The sequence below is a fragment of the Chryseobacterium pyrolae genome (assembly GCF_025153485.1).
In the GTDB taxonomy this organism is placed as follows: domain Bacteria; phylum Bacteroidota; class Bacteroidia; order Flavobacteriales; family Weeksellaceae; genus Chryseobacterium; species Chryseobacterium antibioticum.
Map to the genome: position 1 here is coordinate 76264 of NZ_JANZQH010000006.1, position 17536 is coordinate 93799.

Below are 17536 nucleotides of genomic sequence, written 5' to 3' on the forward strand. Positions count from 1 at the left end.
AAGTATAAATGGCTTCAAACAAAATACAATTTAGAAGTATTCATGAACTTAGAGATCCGGCTTTAAACAATAAGCTGGCTCAGAAAGAGTTTCAGGAAGAAATTCCGGTAGAAGATTTCCTTGGAGATGCTGAACAGAACGGATCCAGTACTTCAAGAAGAGATTTCTTAAAAATATTAGGATTCTCTACAGCAGCCGTAACATTGGCTGCCTGTGAAGCACCAGTGATCAAAACGATTCCTTATGTGGTAAAGCCACATGACATTATTCCAGGGGTTCCGAATTATTACGCTTCAACATATTTTGACGGATTCGACTTCGCCAGTGTTTTAGTAAAGACCCGTGAAGGAAGACCGATCAAAATAGATCCAAACCCGGCAGCAGGAGATTTAGGAACAACCAATGCAAGAGCTCAGGCAAGTGTACTTTCTCTTTATGATAATGATAAAGTAAAGCAGCCTAAACTGGACGGTAAAGACGAAACTTTCGATAAAGTAGACAGTTTTATCCTTAAAGGTTTGGCAGATGCAAGTGCAGCAGGTAAAAAGATTGTGCTTTTGTCACACTCTTTCCCTTCTCCTACTTTCAAAAAGTTGTTTGCTGAATTCAAAGCTAAATATCCTACCGCTGAACTGGTAACTTATGATGCTTATCCTCACTCTGCAGCTTTAGATGCAGCTCAGGAAGTATTCGGACAAAGAGCATTACCGGTTTATGACCTTAAAGGTTCAGAATTGGTAGTTTCTTTCCAGGCTGATTTCTTAGGAGATTACAACGGAGCAAGTTTAGAAACATCTTTCGCAGCAGCAAGAAAGCCAGGACCAAACATGTTGAGACACATTCAGGTGGAATCCAACATGTCATTGACTGGTGCTAACGCTGACTCAAGATACAGATTAAAGCCAAGTGCTGTAAACAAAACTCTAGTTGAAGTTTACAATGCAATCGTAGGTGCTGGTACTTCTGATAAGACGGCTACTGAAATTGCAACCGAACTAAAAGCGAAAGGCAGCAAAGCTGTTGTTTTAGCAGACGGTTCTAAAGGAGCACAGGTTTTAGCACACTTAATCAACCAAAAATTAGGTTCAGTTGCTTTCACAGGTAAAGCGAACTTCCTTAAAGAATTTGATAAAGCAAGATACCAGGAATTCTTAGGATGGGTAAATGCAGGTCAGGTTGGTGTATTGATCGCCAACAACGTAGACCCTATCTATTCTCATCCAAAAGGAGAAGATTTCAAAAAATCTTTAGCTAAAGTTGCTTGTGTAGTCGCTGTAGCTGACAAGAAAAATGAAATGTACAAAGCAGCGAAAGCTGTAATCCCGGTTGCTAACTGGCTAGAGTCTTGGGGAGATATCGAACCTCAGACTGGAGTATATTCATTAATGCAGCCAACGATCCAGAAGATATATAAATCAAGACAGATTGAAGAATCTCTATTGGTTTGGAAAAATGGAAAGAACAATGCAGCTAATAATTACTATGACTATCTAAAAGGAAGCGCTGCTTCTATCTTAGGAGCTACTTCTTTCAACAAAGCTTTATACAACGGTATCACGACTTCAAATAATGCAACTGCATTATCTTATTCAGGAGGAAATGCTGCTCAGGCTATTGCTGAATTAAGAAACTTCAAAGCTTCTGAATTAGAATTGGTATTATACACCAAGCCTTCAATGGGTGACGGTACTCAGGCCAACAACCCTTGGCTTCAGGAATTACCGGATCCTATCACAAGAATGTCTTGGGATAACTACTTGACAATTTCTCCTAAAGACGCAGAAAAGTTCGCGATTGACAATGATCTTAACGCAAGAATGCAGTTGGACGGTTCTATCGTAAACCTTACTGTAAATGGAGTAACCATAAAAGATGTTCCTGTATTCATTCAACCGGGACAGGCAGAAGGATCTGTAGGTCTTGCGCTTGGATATGGTAAAAAAGATTCCGGAACAACTGCTGATACAGGAGTAAACGCTTATCCATTATTTGACGGTTCTAACTTAACTGTTTCAGGAGTTAAGATCGAAAAAACAGGAGAAGACCACGAATTTGCAGGTATCCAGCTTCAGAATACATTAATGGGACGTTATGAAATCGCGAAGGAAGTTCCTTTGGCAGAATTCATCAACGTAGCTTTCGATGATGAACATAAAGGATGGAACAAGCCTTTGGAATATCATACGATCAGTGGAGCTCTTCCTGCAAGAAAGATTGACCTTTGGGATGCTTTCGATGACACGGATGGACCTCACTTCAACTTATCAATCGACTTGAACTCTTGTACTGGTTGTGGAGCATGTATCATTGCTTGTCAGGCAGAAAACAACGTTCCTGTAGTAGGTAAAGAAGAAATCAGAATGTCCAGAGATATGTATTGGTTAAGAATTGACCGTTACTATTCTTCAAGACAGAAAGTAGAAGTATACGAAGGATTGAAAGAAGGAATGGCAGTACCAGAATTGTATGGTACAGCATTCGGAGACGGAGGTGCATTAAACCACCCTGCAGACAATCCAGATGTGATCTTCCAGCCGGTAATGTGTCAGCACTGTAACCACGCTCCTTGTGAAACTGTATGTCCGGTAGCGGCTACTTCACACGGTAAGCAAGGTCAAAACCATATGGCTTACAACAGATGTATCGGTACCAGATATTGTGCAAACAACTGTCCTTACAAAGTAAGACGTTTCAACTGGTTCACGTATAACTTAAATGACAAGTTCGATTTCAATATGAATAACGATCTTGGAAGAATGGTACTAAACCCTGACGTAGTAGTAAGAACTAGAGGGGTTATGGAGAAATGTTCAATGTGTATCCAGGAAACTCAGGCTACTATTTTAGCAGCTAAGAGAGACAATAGAAAAGTAACAGATACTGAATTCAAGAATTCTTGTGCATGTGCTGCTGCTTGTTCTACCGGAGCAATGACGTTCGGAGACATGAATGACAAAGAATCTGAAGTGAGAGAATTATATTCTAGCAACAGAAGATATTATTTACTTGAAGAGATCGGCACAAAACCAAACGTGTTCTATCACACTAAAGTAAGAAACAGAGTAGAAAAATAAAGTTTAAATAATAAATAGGTAAAAAATGTCAGGACATTACGAAGCTCCGATAAGGGAACCTCTAATTATTGGTCACAAAACTTATCACGATATTACAGAAGATATCGCACGACCTATCGAAGAAAGAGCAGGTAAATTATGGTGGATCTCACTATATGCAGCCTTAGTTCTATTCATTTATGGATTCGGGTGTATCGCTTATACTATCGGGACAGGTATTGGAGCATGGGGGCTTAACAGAACTATTAACTGGGGTTGGGATATTACCAACTTCGTATGGTGGGTAGGTATCGGTCACGCCGGGACCCTAATCTCCGCAGTATTATTATTATTTAGACAGCGTTGGAGAATGTCTGTAAACAGATCTGCAGAGGCGATGACGATCTTTGCGGTTGTGCAGGCAGCAATCTTCCCTGTAATCCACATGGGTAGAGTTTGGGTAGGATACTGGGTATTCCCATTACCAAACCAATTCGGTTCTCTTTGGGGGAACTTTAACTCTCCTCTACTTTGGGACGTATTTGCGATCTCAACGTATTTCTCAGTATCAACTGTATTCTGGTTCATGGGACTAATCCCTGACTTTGCAATGATCAGAGATAGAGCTAAAACGCCTTGGACTAAGAAAATTTATACATTCCTAGCATTTGGATGGGGTGGTAAAGCAAAACACTGGCAGAGATTCGAAGAACTTTCTTTGGTTCTTGCAGGTTTAGCAACTCCACTTGTATTCTCGGTACACACCACGGTATCTTTTGACTTCGCAACTTCAGTTATTAAAGGATGGCACTCTACCATTTACCCTCCTTACTTTGTAGCTGGTGCGATCTTCTCAGGATTCGCTATGGTACAGACCCTATTGTTGATCGCTAGAAAAGTGTGTCACTTAGAAGAATATATTACTATGTATCATATCGAAATTATGAACATCGTAATCGTTCTTACAGGTGGTATGGTAACCGTAGCTTATGCTACTGAATATTTTATCGGATGGTATTCCGGATCAAGATTCGAAGACTTTACATACCTTTCTCCGGGTGCTGCAGTAGGACCTTACTGGTGGGCATTCTGGGCACTAATCACGTGTAACTTAATTGTTCCGGCTTTATTCTGGTTCAAGAGAGTAAGAACAAACATTATCGCAACATTTATTATTGCTTTAATTATTAACATCGGTATGTGGTTTGAGCGTTTTGATATCATCGTTATCAACCTTTCAAGAGATTACTTACCAGGATCTTGGACTATGTTTAAGCCAACGATCATTGATGTGGGTGTATACTTAGGAACAATCGGATTCTTCTCTGTATTATTCTTACTATACGCAAGAACGTTCCCTGTAATTGCACAGGCTGAATTAAAATCGATTCTGAAAATTTCAGGTGAAACTTATAAAGCAAAAGAAGGAGATGAGCACCACTAAAATTGTATACGGACTTTATGCTGACGACGACGATTTAATGAACGGCGTTAAAGCATTCAACGATAAAGGAATCGCGATAAACGAAGTGTATACTCCGTTTCCGGTTCACGGACTTGACAAAGCTCTAGGATTAAAGAAAACCAGAATTTCTGATGCCGCATTCTTCTATGCTCTTTATGGGGTTACCATTGGTGCTACTGTAACTTGGTATGTGATGAATCATGACTGGCCTCAAAATATTGGTGGTAAACCTGCTTTTGACTGGGCACACAACATGCCTGCATTCGTAGTTCCAATGTTCGAATTAATGGTCTTCTGTGCCGCTCACATGATGTCTTTAACTTTCTTGGTTAGAAACAAAATGTATCCGGGAGCTCCGGCTCAGAATCCAGATCCTAGAACTACTGATGATAAATTCATGATGGAATTTGTAACTGAAGACGTAGAGTCTGTAAAACAGTTACTTATTGAAACTGGAGTTGAAGAAATAACTGTTAAAGACGCTTAAAATGAAAAAGAATGTATTAAAAATTACAGCAGTTTTAGGTTTAACAACAGTTTTACTTAATTCTTGCGGACCAAAAGAAAATACACCCCTAGTATATTTTCCGGATATGTACTTTCCGGTAGCTTACGATCCATTGATGAAAGCTCAGGATGCTTATTCAGATCATGAAAATGAAATCCCTGCTTTCGTTAAAAATAGTTTTGCGACAGGTCTTGCACCGGTAGAAGGATCAGTGGCTCAAAACAAAGACGGAGTTTTCGAAGAAAGTCTTCTTCCTAAAAATGTAGATGAGTATAATGCAGGTTATGATGCTTCTAAAAAAATGACAGGATCCCCTCTTAATCCAGCTAATGCAGCTAAAGATATTGAAAGAGGAAAAATGTTATTTGATCATACTTGTGCAGCATGCCACGGAACTGGTGGTGATGGACAAGGTCCAATTGTACAAACCGGAGCTTTCTCTGGGGTACCAAACTATGCTGACAGAGAACTTACTGTAGGATCTGTTCATTATGTATTAACTAACGGTAGAAATGCAATGGGATCTTATGCTGGCCAGCTGAATGCTGGTGACAGATGGAGAGTAGCCATGTATGTGATGAGCGCCTTCAAAAAAGGAGCAGCAGCACCCGCAGCAGCTACAACGGCTACAGCTACACCAGCTGCAGCGGCAACAGAGACTACTACCGAAACTAAAAAATAAGAAAAGAAATGTATAGTTTTTCACCAAAATTAAAATCAACTTCTCTAATACTTCTTGTTGTAGGTTTAGTTCTGTTTGGTATTGGTTTTTTCATGAATCATGGAATCAGTACAGAGAGAATTAAAGAAATGATGGAGGCAGTTCATTCTGCAGGTCATAATGCACCTACTCACTCCAGTGAAATGGTAGGACCTCAAGATGAAGCTTCTCATTTAGAGCATGCGACAATGCAGATTCACAATTCGCCTTTAGCATCCATACATTTCGTAGCTGTATTCTTCTTTGGACTTAGTTGTGCAGTATTATTTTTCTACTGTATTCAGCATGCAGCTCATGCAGGATGGCCAATCATTATTACAAGAGTAATGGAAGCTATTGCTTCTTATATTCCTTATGGAGGTGCTATTCTAGTAATATTAATGCTATTGAATATCTTCCACCAAGGTCATATATTCCACTGGATGGATCCGGATTTGACAGACCCTACGTCTGCCCATTTCGATGTAATCTTATTCGAAAAGAAAAGATTCTTAAACATCCCTTTCTATGCGATAAGAACGCTTATCTACGTAATAGGGGCTTCATTCTTTGCCTGGAAACTGAAAGCTCAGTCTAAAAAAGTAGATGATACAAAATCTTTAGTTGAGTATCAATTCCTTTACAGATGGGCTGTTGGATATATTGCATTCTTCGGATTTGCTTCTGCCGCTTGGGCTTGGGACTGGTTAATGTCTATTGACCCTCACTGGTATTCTACAATGTATATCTGGTATTCAATGGTAAGCTGCCTTTCAAGTGGAATCGCTATGATTATCCTTCTAAGTGTTTACTTAAAGAAAAACGGATTCTTACCTCAGTTCAATGACAATCACTTACACGATTTAGGAGTATTCCTTTTCGCTACAAGTATGCTTTGGACATATACATGGTTTGCACAGTTCATGCTTTACTGGTATGCGAACGTTCCGGAAGAGGTTAACTACTTCTTTGGAAGATTCCAGCACTATGGTATTACATTCTTACCAATGCTGATCGTTAACTTCTTATTACCATTATTGGTATTAGTGAGCAGCAGCATCAAGAGAAACTACAAAGTAGTAACTGTTATGGCTGTAGTGGTTATTTTAGGACACATCTTAGACTACTTCAACATGGTAATGCCGGGAACGGTAGGTCCATACTGGAAAACTCCTGAAGTATTCATCTTAATATTAGGTGCTCTTCTTTTTGTAGTTGGATTATTTATGTTCACCGTATTGACAGCATTGTCTAAACTGAAACTGATCCCTACAGGTAACCCATACCTTCACGAATCTGAAATTTATGAGTATCCTTTCTAAGGATTTGTAACAGAAATAAAATAAAAAAGACTGATTGTAATGATCAGTCTTTTTTTGTGCAGACCCGTGAACATTTTGACTTGTTCAGGCAACCATTTTGAGTTTTGTGTGTCTTTATAATAAGACTGATCGATTATTATTTCAATAAACAAAAACAAGCTATTATTATGAAAAGAAATTATCTGCTCTTTACGCTGTTCGTTTTCTTATTCAGCTTCATTCAGGCACAAACCGTAACCTTTGTTTCTGAACAAACGAATAAACCGCTTCCCAAAGTTTCTGTCTTCGGAAAAGACGGAAGCATTCTTGCCTATTCTGATATTGACGGTAAAATTGATAAACAGGCAATTACCCCTTCACAGGAAAAGTTCCAATTGGTTTACAATAATTTCCGTGTTGCCACACTCTCCTATTCCGACTTCAGTCAGGACGTGATTAAAATTAACGATCAGGTCAAAGAAATAGAAACCGTGGTCATCAAAAACTCAAAACCTGCGAAATATATTTTCATCAAAGGAAATTTTAATGCCTACGTTACCGTAAACAGTAAGCTGAACAGTTATACCGACGGAATTGTCACTTACATTTTCGACAATAAAACCAAAAAACTGAAAAGCGCAAATGTTGAACAATACAGGGTTTTTAGATTGACGGGTTCGAAAAGTGAGAAAAAAGAAACTTCATCATGGGATTATGGTAATTCTTTACAGCTTCCAAAACTTAAAAATGTAGGAAACCCTGAAGAATACAAAACAAAAAGAAATACCATTAAAGAACTAAAAGGAGACCGTAAAGATCAGATAGAAGTGACCGGTGCTGCTCTTCAGGAGAAAGAATTTTCCATATTCGGATTCAGATTTTTTGATATCAGAACCATTCTGAACATGTCTTTCGAAAAAGGATCAGAAAAAACCCTGAAGGATTTCCTTGAATATAACGAAGTGGCTTTTGTAAAACTTAAACATAAAAGCGAACCTGATTACAACCAGATCATTCTCTACAATAACTTTTATCCTACAGAACTCAATTTCAGTAATGATGACGATATAGAAAAAGTGAAATTTAACAAGGAAAACAGTAACTATAAGACTCAGTTTTGGCAGGACTCTTCATTCCCCAATATGCAGACGATCTTCAGTTCATTTTTCAAAGATGATTTAAAAGAGCAGGAGAATAAAAAATAAGTAGCTGGTCTATTGAAGAACTTGTTACAGAAAAAAGACTGACTTTATTGATCAGTCTTTTTTTATGGAAAAACCTGAAAACACAAAACAAAAATAAAAACAAGCTATTATTAATAGGTTTTACTAAATTTGCAACAAACAAAATAAAATGAAAAAGTTTTCTTTTCTACTTGTTCTCAGTCTGTTGCTTTTTACAGCATGCAGGAAGGATCATGTAGATGCTACGAATACTAAAACGCTGCAGTCAAGTATTAATGATATGACTTCCAGCCTTTCAACAATTAAACAGATTAAATTCAGTGAAGCTCTTTATATTCTAAAGACTTTCGGTGTAGAAGCTGAAGGTGATGTAGAAGAATTGAAAGCTCTTGGAAAACTCATAGATGGGAAAAAAGTTCCTGAGATTCTTACAATGGCTGACGAAGTTGCCCAGAAAAACGGAATCGAATGGGCAAGCACATCTCCTCCTTCACTTGGAGAAATGAATATCTTCGGAGATGATAAAGCTAAAGAAACCGATCCGAATGATGTAAAAGCGAGCTCACTAAGCATTATCACCAGACCTACAGGTGATGACGGAACCGGTGCGCCTACAGCTATTCAAATTGTTCCCAGGCTTGTAGACACTGCAGGAAATCCTGTTTCATTTACCGGTGCAGGTTTAGAAGCTACTTTGGAAGTCTTCAGTAATGGAGTAAAGCTTTCTACCGCTAAAAACCTGATGCAGGATAATAATTTCAAAGGATTCAATTTAAAATTCTCTTCAATTTCTGCCGCAAAAGTGGTAGACGGCAAGATCGATATTACGGTTTCAGTAAAAACGACAGCGAAGACATTCAAAATGTCTAAAATCGGACTTGATGTCAATCCATCAGCGTTGAGAGTTCCTACAGTACCAAAAACGGATTCAACAGTTGTAACACAAGATCCTAACGCTGCAATTGATCCAAACAACCCTACTGCAACTCCAACAACCCCTACAGATCCAAACGCGGCTACTCCTACACCTACCGCTCCTAAACAACCGGCAGCAGATCCAAAAAATACAGTCAGCAAGTTTCTGAACAGCGTAAGCTCTCAGAACCTTAAAGCAGCATACGATACTTCCAGTAACCCAAGTTGGGGAAGCTATGAATCCTTCTCCAATCCTACTTCAGGTTTTGGATCTGTGAAAAATGTCAATGTAAAGAACATTACAACCAATGCGAACAACTCCAGTGGTGCTAGCGTAAATGCCACCTATGATGTAACAGATAAGAACGGAAAAACAACTTCTCTGAAGGTAACTTTCGGACTTAAAAATGTAAATGGAGACTGGAAAATTTCCAGCTATAAAATAAACCCATAATGGCTTCACAAGAACTGATCAAAAAACTCGAAGAAACCATAGAAAATTTCCCTGATTTTCCCATTCCGGGAATCCAGTTCAAGGATATTTCCCCTATTTTTCTAGATCCGAAGCTTTATCAAGAGGTCATTGCAGACCTGGCAGCTTTCAGCAAAGGAAAAGTAGACGCCGTATGCGGAATAGAAAGCCGTGGGTATCTTTTCGGAATTGCCATTGCTGTCGCTTTGGAAGCTCCCTTTATTTTAATCAGAAAGGCAGGAAAGCTTCCTCCACCGATTATTTCAGAAAAATATGACCTGGAATACGGAAGCGCCATCATTGAAACCCGTGACGGACAGATCAAAAAAGGACAGAGAATCCTTATCCATGATGATTTATTGGCAACCGGAGGAACTACAGAAGCTGCCGCAAAGCTTGTAGAAAAACAAGGGGCAACAGTTTCTCAGTTCAGTTTCCTTATTGGTTTAAAAGATCTTAATGGCGATGAAAAGCTGAAGAAATTCGGGGCAGAGGTTTATAACATCCTCGAATATTAAGCTTTTCTGATATAAAAATATAGGTACTAGAGATGTAACGGTAAGCGGAGTTGAAGCGTTTTTACCATTAACATCTGACAATTCACAACATTTTCACAATAATACTTCAAAGTATTTTGTAAATCATTCAGAAACAATTAAATTTGCATTTCAATTTTTAAGAATTTATGGCAAAATTGGGTAAGAATGCTCCAAATGAGCAAGAAGGTAAAGAAACGGTTGAGTTCTTTAAAGACCTTGACAGAGAGGCTTTAAACACTGAAAGATTTCTTGAGAAATATTCAAAGCAATTGGGTATTGTATTCGGAGTATTGATTTTAGGTGTTTTAGGGTTCTTCGCTTACAAACAGTTTGTAGTAGCTCCTCAAAACGTTGAAGCTGTAAAAAGTTTCCTTGCTGCTCAAAAGAAACAGACTGAAGGTAAAGATAAAGAAGCTTTAGGCGGAAAATCTGCTGCAAATCCAGGTTTTGTAGGAACATATAACGAATATTCAGGTACGAATGTTGGTAAACTTTCTGCTTACAATGCAGGTTTATTGAAATTCAAAGAAGGAAAATTCCAGGAAGCTTACGACCTGTTAGATAACTTTTCATCTGATAACAAAACATTAATGGCATTGAAATTCGGTGCTATGGCAGATGCAAAATCAGGTCTTAACAAAAATGATGAAGCTCTGGCTTTATTAGACAAAGCGTCAACGGCTTCTGATGATCCTTATACGACTTACTATTTCACAAGAAAAGCAGGTATCGTGGCATTAGGATTAAAGAAAAATGCAGAAGCTAAGAAATACTTCTCTGCTATTGACGAGAAATATCAGGACTACGATAACGGAATGTCTGATTCTTATATTGAAATGACTAAATACTTTTAAAAAATGGCAACAGTTAATCTTTCGGATTACAAGCCACTTCATATAACAAATGCCGAAGATTTTTCTATCGGCATTGTTTTTTCTGAGTGGAATGATTTTGTAACGTACAATCTTCGTGATGCAGCCTTGGAAATCCTTGAAAAAGAAGGCGTAAAACCAGAAAACATCAGATTATTCCCGGTTCCGGGTGCATTTGAGCTTAACTATGCAAGCATGCAGCTTTGCAAAGAAAGAAAGTATGATGCAGTTATTGCTATCGGATGTGTGATCCGTGGTGAGACGCCTCATTTCGATTTTGTATGCTCAGCAGTAGCACAGGGAATCAAAGACTGTAATGTCCTAACGGATACCCCTACTATTTTCTGTGTATTAACAGATGACACCAAAGAACAATCCATTGCCAGAAGCGGTGGAGATTTAGGAAACAAAGGGGTAGAAGCAGCCGTTACCGCTTTAAGAATGATTGATTTTAAAAAGAATCTTTCTAACAAAAAAGGAAACATCGGTTTCGGGCACTCTTAATTTTTTAATACATCTTAACAGCATACAGGACTATTTTTTAATAGTCCTTTTTTATTGATAATCAACTTCCCTCTACCCTTTTTCATACATTTGGTTTTATGACCTGATAAGTTAATTCTTCATTAATAATTCAAAAAAATGATAAGAAATGTCATGTTTTCGTTTTTTCTTATTAAAAGTTATATACAAAAACTATCTTTGCGAAAATTAACTTATACTTAACGTACATGTTTCCAAGCAAAATAAAACCATTCTTGTATTTAGGAGCTTTCTATCTTATTATTTCACTGATCCTACGGATCGTATTCTTTTTCCATCCGATCACTACGGCCAGCTTTGGCTTTTTTGAAGTAGTCAAGGTCCTTTCTATCGGTCTGTTGAATGATATTTTTGTTTTCACCTTAGCCAGTACAATTCTGGCGGTTTATTTTTTATTCTTATCGAATTCAAAATATAAAAAACCATACGGATACATCATTTTTGGGGCGTTGGTGCTATTTTTCCTGTACATTCTGCTCATTCCAAATAATATTTTCAATCAGTATGGGGGATCTATTTCAGAAGTCGCCTTGGCCTTTGTAGGAATCAAGACCCTTTTCTTTGGTTTGATGCTTTTTATCCCTTCAAAGAGGATCAGGATCAGAAATGTATTGTATTTCATTACGCTTTTGCTGTATGTTCTTCTGATCATCTTTAATGCTGTAAGTGAATATTTCTTTTATAATGAATTTGGGGTACGCTATAACTTCATTGCAGTAGATTACCTGATATATACTAACGAGGTGATTGGAAACATTATGGAAAGCTATCCTGTAGTTCCTTTGTTTTCAGCCATCCTGATTATCACTTTAGCCGTTACCTGGTTTATTTATAAAAAAACGAAAGGCGAGCTTTTAGAGCTTCCAAATTTTAAACAGAAAATGATACTGGTTGGTACTTTTGTAGTTCTGGCAGGCATCAGTATTTTCGGGATATCTTCATTAATGCAGATCAGGTCGGATAATGTGTTTGCTGACGAAATCGAAGACAACGGGCTTCCAAAATTCTATTGGGCATTTACCCACAATGAACTGGATTATTTCCAGTTTTATCCGCAGATTGGCCAGCAGGAAGCTGAAAAGAACTTTTTGAGCCAGTATCCCGAACCATCCTTAACACGAAATGTAGTTGCGGAACAGCCGGAACTTAAGAAAAACGTCGTTCTGATCTCTATTGAAAGTTTATCTGCCGACTTTATGGCCCATTATGGGGGTACTTTAAAGATCACGCCTTTCCTTGACAGTCTTGCAGATCGCTCGATGATGTTCACTAATCTTTATGCTACCGGAAACAGAACGGTAAGAGGGCTTGAAGCATTAACGCTTTGTATTCCTCCTACTGCAGGTGAAAGCATTATCAAAAGAGACGACAATAAGAATAAATTCACGACAGGAAGTGTATTCAAATCCAAAGGATATGATGTGAAATTCCTGTATGGTGGTTACAGCTATTTCGATAATATGCAGGACTTTTTTGCTGGAAACGGCTATGGTATTGTCGATAGAAATAATTTTAAACCTGAAGAAATCACTTTTGCCAATGTCTGGGGCGTTGCCGATGAGGATATGGCTAAAAAAGCAATTCAAACCATGAATGCTGAGGCTAAATCCGGAAAACCGTTTTTCAACCACTGGATGACTGTTTCCAACCACAGGCCTTTTACCTATCCTGACGGAAGAATTGATATTCCGGGAACGGCAAAATCACGTGACGGAGGGGTAAAATACACCGACTATTCACTCAAAATGTTCTTTGAAATGGCTAAAAAGCAGGATTGGTACAAAAATACAGTCTTTGTTATTATTGCCGATCACTGCGCATCCAGTGCGGGAAAAACAGAGCTTCCTATGGACAAATACAGAATTCCGGCGATGATTTTCTCGGAAGGCTTTATTCAGCCTCAGAAGTTTGACAAGCTGATGTCTCAGATCGATGTGATGCCTACCCTGTTCGGGTTATTGAATTTTAATTATCAATCTAAATTCCTTGGTCAGGATGTCTTCAAAAAAGAATTCCAGCCAAAGGCTTATATCGCAACATATCAGGACCTTGGATTAGTAAAAGACGGACATCTAACGATCATTTCACCGGTCAAAAAGGTAAAACAATATTCTTTACAGCTGGAATCCAGCAGCCTGGCTCCTGAATTCAAACTGCATTATGAGGAAAAACTGGTAAAAAATCCAGAACAGAAACTGGTTAATGATGCGGTATCTGCGTATCAATCTACTTCATTCTGGCTTAAAGAAAAGAAACTTAACCGATAAGGTGAGGTACAAAACGGCTCTGGTTATTGGTGATCAGGTGAACACTCTCTCTGATCCCAATACCAGCAGGCTCCTGCCCGATTACCCAGCTGCCAATCACCGGATAATTGCCTTCAAAATTGGGAAGATCAAATAATTGCTGATAAATAAAACCTTCTTTGCCATATATCCCATCGTTCTCCTCAACAGGAATATTATTTTTGTGTAAAATCACATTGGCTCCTTCTCTGGAATAAACAGGCTTTTTAGCAAAGTCTTTCAGATGTCTGGGTTCAAAATAAGACTCCAACAGATACAGATGATCCGGGTACATTTCCCAAAGGACAGGCAGAATTGCTTTAGATGAAAGCAGGATTTTCCATGCAGGTTCAATCCATTGAGATCTGAAGCCATTTTTCACAAGCTTCTCTCCAAAACCGTCTGCAAGAATCCACTCATAAGGATAAAGCTTGAAAATATACTCCATCACCGATCGGTCACCGGCCACGAATTCTGAAATATCCTCGGCCCAGCCAATATCCTGAACAGGAATAAACTCAGTATCAAAACCTGCCTGTGAAGCACAGTCACGCATGTATTCCACATTGGTGACATCTTCAATATTGGTAAGCGATGCGAAATAAACATGATGAGGATTCAGGTAGTTTTTAAGATGCTTCCAGTACTCTACAAGCTTCTCATGAATAGAATTAAACTGATCTTTATAAGGAAACTGTTCCTGAAGCCAATACCATTGTATCACTGATGCTTCATATAAAGAAGTAGGTGTATCGGCATTAAATTCCAGTAATTTCAAATTTTTACCATCAAAACCAAAATCAAATCTTCCATAGATCGAAGGATGATCTTCTTCCCAGCTCGTGATGATATAATTACGGAACCATTCGGGAATACTGAATTTTTCCCAAAGATTTTTCTCAATAATATAATCTACCGCTTCCAGACACATTTGCCAGAGTTCAGCAGTGGCACTTTCTATTGTATTAATTTCCTCTGGGGTTAACTGATAATAATGACTTTCGTCCCAGTAAAGCCCATCCAGAGAATGATAGCCGAAGCCCAGATTTTCAAGTTTATGCTGCCAGTTTTTCCTGAACTGTGATTGAATTCTTTCCATAATTTATGATGATGCACTGAAACCACTTCTTCCCAGTTGGCCTCTTACGACATTTCCTTTGTAATTATTTCTTCCGATATTGGATTTACTGCTTATTGCATCGCTGTAATAGCCCGCCTTTTGATAAGATCCAGAACTGTAAGCTCCGTATGGTCTGAATGCATGATACAGAAGGATTCCAGCCATAAAACCATGCGTCCTTGTATAAGAAGCCGTAGTATCGGACCTCATGTAGACTTTCTTTTCTGCTTTATCTTTAGGCTTTTCCTGAGAACAGGCTGCCAAGACACCTGTTACAAAAAGTAATTTTATAGAACCGGACTTTTTCATTATTGAACCGTTATAAAAAATTGATAGTCTTTTTTCGTTTTGGCAGTATGGTCGTAGCCATCACTGTCTTCTCCTGCTACCAGAGTATCTCCGAGGCTCGGGATGGTATCTCTTTTAACAATTTCTTTAAAAAGCTTTTTATCCTTCCAGATTTTGTGTTTAGTGATGAGAATATCTGTATTATCCAGATGTTCCACAGAAAGTTCGGTCTCAATAGAACCATTCTTATCCACACTGTTTACTTCATCTTCTTTTTCTTTTTCACATCCTGTAAGTGCCATTATGCCAACTAATAACAGGCAAAGTTTAATTTTTTTCACGAGGGCAGTAATTTTTCACAAAAGTAGTAATTTAGTAATGATATTATTTTAAATTTACAAGGCAAAAATTTTATATTATGAAATGGACAGACGATAGAAGCGACAACGTAGACGACAGACGCGGATCTGGCGGCGGAGGCGGAGGTGCTATTGTGGGAGGTGGATTGGGAACCCTGATCATCGCTGCAATTATATTCTTTTTAGGGGGAGACCCTTCATCACTGCTTTCTTCTTCAGGCGGAAATAGTTCAGCCCCTACAGAACAGAGAGAGTTAAGTCCTGGTGAACTCAAAATCAGTGAATTTGTAAAGATGGTGACTGCCGAAAATGAGCAGACCTGGACCAAAATTTTTGCTGAAAATGGCATGAAATATCAACCTGCTGTAGTTGTCCTGTTTGAAAGTACTACACAATCCGGTTGCGGAACAGCTGAGGCTGCCATGGGACCTTTTTACTGCCCTGCGGATCAAAAAGTCTATATGGATATGAGCTTTTTTAAAGAGCTACAGCAGAAATTTGGCGCACAAGTCACAGAATTTTCTATTGCCTATGTGATGGCTCATGAAATGGGACATCATGTACAGACGCTTTTGGGAACAACTCAGAAAGTTGATGCTTTAAGAAGAAGCGGAAGATATTCTGAAGCAGATATGAACAGAGTTTCTGTGGCTACAGAATTACAGGCAGATTTCTATGCCGGAGTTTGGGCCAGACAGACTGACAGCAGAGAACATATCCTTGAACCGGGTGATATAGAGTCTGCTATAGAAGCTGCTGAAGCTGTAGGCGATGACAATATTCAAAAAAGATCGCAAGGTTATGTCAACCAGGAAAGCTTTACCCACGGTTCTTCAGCCCAGCGTAAAGAATGGTTCATGAAAGGGTACAATACGGGAGATATTAAGCAGGGAGACACTTTCAACCAGCTTTTGAAATAATCCCCTTTTTATACAATTAAAAACCCCTGAAGAAAATCTTCAGGGGTTATTTTTTACGGCAACTCTATAGGATTGCTATTTCTCTTAGCTTCTTCTTTTGCTCTCTCTTCCATCCTTTTTCTCATATCGGCCGGATTTTGATTTCCGCCTCCGCCACCGGAAGCTCTCGGTGGTGCCGGAAAACCGCCTCCGCCTCCAGTGTTCTGCATAAATGACATGGGATCTTTTTTATATTTTTCCTGTTGCTTTACATAATCTGATCTTTTTACTTTCAGGACATTTCCAAACTGGTTCAAAGCAGGAATTTCAGCAATTTTATAATTCTTCATCAGATCAAAAGAATATTCTCCTTTATCATCTTCCACTTTAACGATCAGTCCCGGAAGTCCATTGAATTTATAGGGTCCGTCCTGATAAGGCAGATCTGTGGTAAACCAGGCTGTCCATTTTCTTCCGCCAAAATCCGTGGTTGCTTTTTGAACTTTGTACTCTCCTATTTTGGTGGTTTCAGAAGACATCTTCCAGTTCAATGGACGGTCTTCCTCGTAAACGTAAATATCTCTTCCTATCCTGTCCTTATAAGACATTTTCTGGGTAGACTTATCTTTTTCAATAGAATAATTGATATTGGACCTGAATGCTTCCAACTGCTCTCTATTAATTGAGCCCCTTCCACCGCCTCCCTGAAAAGCTTTCTGCAAGGTAGAATCTCTCTTGTACCTGTTTTCAGAATAAAAAATTGATTTTTCTGCGGAAATATCTAAATATGCGTTTTCAGTTTTAATATCGGATTTATTTTCCGCATCAGGTTTCATGGTTACCTGATACACAAACCTGTTGTTTTGCGCAGAAATATGCTGCATAAACAGTGCTAAAGCAATAATGCCTATTTTTTTCATTGTACAATAAATTTATTCTTTGGATGTCAAAAGATTAACAAAGTTAAGCCATCAATAATAAAAATCGATAAAATAAAAATGCTGATTTTTATATCCTGATTTTTGTTCGTATT

General features: G+C 38.5%; 16 protein-coding genes. 12 read left to right on the forward strand and 4 right to left on the reverse strand.

The features are described from left to right. Window positions 1-8 precede the first annotated feature (8 nt). From NZD88_RS13400 to NZD88_RS13450, 11 genes are all read left to right on the forward strand, one after another. Window positions 9-3074, forward strand: coding sequence for a TAT-variant-translocated molybdopterin oxidoreductase (locus NZD88_RS13400; protein WP_259829817.1), 3066 nt, complete (start codon window positions 9-11; stop codon window positions 3072-3074). Between the two features lie 25 nt (window positions 3075-3099). Then, window positions 3100-4497 carry an NrfD/PsrC family molybdoenzyme membrane anchor subunit gene (nrfD, locus tag NZD88_RS13405; protein WP_073336711.1) on the forward strand — a complete coding sequence of 466 codons (1398 nt, stop codon included), beginning with the start codon at window positions 3100-3102 and terminating at the stop codon, window positions 4495-4497. Further along, window positions 4484-5005 carry a DUF3341 domain-containing protein gene (locus NZD88_RS13410; protein WP_047398786.1) on the forward strand — a complete coding sequence of 174 codons (522 nt, stop codon included), beginning with the start codon at window positions 4484-4486 and terminating at the stop codon, window positions 5003-5005. The genes nrfD and NZD88_RS13410 overlap by 14 nt, the downstream gene beginning before the upstream one ends. Window position 5006: 1 nt before the next feature. Beyond that, on the forward strand, window positions 5007-5708 hold the full coding sequence (locus tag NZD88_RS13415) for a c-type cytochrome (protein ID WP_169234430.1): 702 nt from the start codon (window positions 5007-5009) through the stop codon (window positions 5706-5708). 8 nt (window positions 5709-5716) lie between these two features. Continuing rightward, entirely contained in the window at window positions 5717-7048 is a 1332-nt protein-coding gene (locus NZD88_RS13420) for a quinol:cytochrome C oxidoreductase (RefSeq protein WP_259829819.1), read from the forward strand. A gap of 167 nt (window positions 7049-7215) precedes the next feature. Continuing rightward, entirely contained in the window at window positions 7216-8232 is a 1017-nt protein-coding gene (locus tag NZD88_RS13425; protein WP_259829820.1) for a hypothetical protein, read from the forward strand. Between the two features lie 148 nt (window positions 8233-8380). Beyond that, window positions 8381-9580 (forward strand): hypothetical protein, encoded by a 1200-nt coding sequence (locus NZD88_RS13430; protein ID WP_259829821.1) that lies wholly within the window; start codon window positions 8381-8383, stop codon window positions 9578-9580. Beyond that, window positions 9580-10116: an adenine phosphoribosyltransferase gene (locus NZD88_RS13435; protein ID WP_259829822.1), complete on the forward strand. Its 537-nt coding sequence runs from the start codon at window positions 9580-9582 to the stop codon at window positions 10114-10116. The genes NZD88_RS13430 and NZD88_RS13435 overlap by 1 nt, the downstream gene beginning before the upstream one ends. Before the next feature lie 167 nt (window positions 10117-10283). Then, the gene (locus tag NZD88_RS13440; RefSeq protein WP_259829823.1) at window positions 10284-10991 is read left to right on the forward strand and encodes a YfgM family protein; all 708 of its coding nucleotides are present in this window, start codon (window positions 10284-10286) and stop codon (window positions 10989-10991) included. A 3-nt stretch (window positions 10992-10994) separates the two neighbouring features. Further along, window positions 10995-11513 carry a 6,7-dimethyl-8-ribityllumazine synthase gene (gene ribH / locus NZD88_RS13445; protein ID WP_169234424.1) on the forward strand — a complete coding sequence of 173 codons (519 nt, stop codon included), beginning with the start codon at window positions 10995-10997 and terminating at the stop codon, window positions 11511-11513. 227 nt (window positions 11514-11740) lie between these two features. After that, window positions 11741-13819 carry an LTA synthase family protein gene (locus NZD88_RS13450; RefSeq protein ID WP_259829825.1) on the forward strand — a complete coding sequence of 693 codons (2079 nt, stop codon included), beginning with the start codon at window positions 11741-11743 and terminating at the stop codon, window positions 13817-13819. On the opposite strand, the gene NZD88_RS13455 is transcribed toward NZD88_RS13450, so the two are convergent. From NZD88_RS13455 to NZD88_RS13465, 3 genes are read right to left on the reverse strand one after another with little or no spacing between them, the layout of a single operon-like run. Beyond that, window positions 13809-14936: a glutathionylspermidine synthase family protein gene (locus NZD88_RS13455; protein ID WP_259829827.1), complete on the reverse strand. Its 1128-nt coding sequence runs from the start codon at window positions 14934-14936 to the stop codon at window positions 13809-13811. The two genes, NZD88_RS13450 and NZD88_RS13455, sit on opposite strands and share 11 nt — an antisense overlap. A 3-nt stretch (window positions 14937-14939) precedes the next feature. Continuing rightward, window positions 14940-15266: a hypothetical protein gene (locus NZD88_RS13460; RefSeq protein WP_259829828.1), complete on the reverse strand. Its 327-nt coding sequence runs from the start codon at window positions 15264-15266 to the stop codon at window positions 14940-14942. After that, entirely contained in the window at window positions 15266-15586 is a 321-nt protein-coding gene (locus NZD88_RS13465) for a hypothetical protein (RefSeq protein WP_259829829.1), read from the reverse strand. Before NZD88_RS13465 ends, NZD88_RS13460 begins: the two co-directional genes overlap by 1 nt. A 77-nt stretch (window positions 15587-15663) precedes the next feature. Here NZD88_RS13465 and ypfJ point away from each other — a divergent pair, with 77 nt between their 5' ends. Then, on the forward strand, window positions 15664-16524 hold the full coding sequence (gene ypfJ / locus NZD88_RS13470; protein WP_259829830.1) for a KPN_02809 family neutral zinc metallopeptidase: 861 nt from the start codon (window positions 15664-15666) through the stop codon (window positions 16522-16524). Between the two features lie 53 nt (window positions 16525-16577). Here ypfJ and NZD88_RS13475 read toward each other — a convergent pair whose 3' ends face one another. Then, window positions 16578-17423 (reverse strand): GLPGLI family protein, encoded by an 846-nt coding sequence (locus NZD88_RS13475; RefSeq protein WP_259829831.1) that lies wholly within the window; start codon window positions 17421-17423, stop codon window positions 16578-16580. Window positions 17424-17536: the final 113 nt, after the last annotated feature.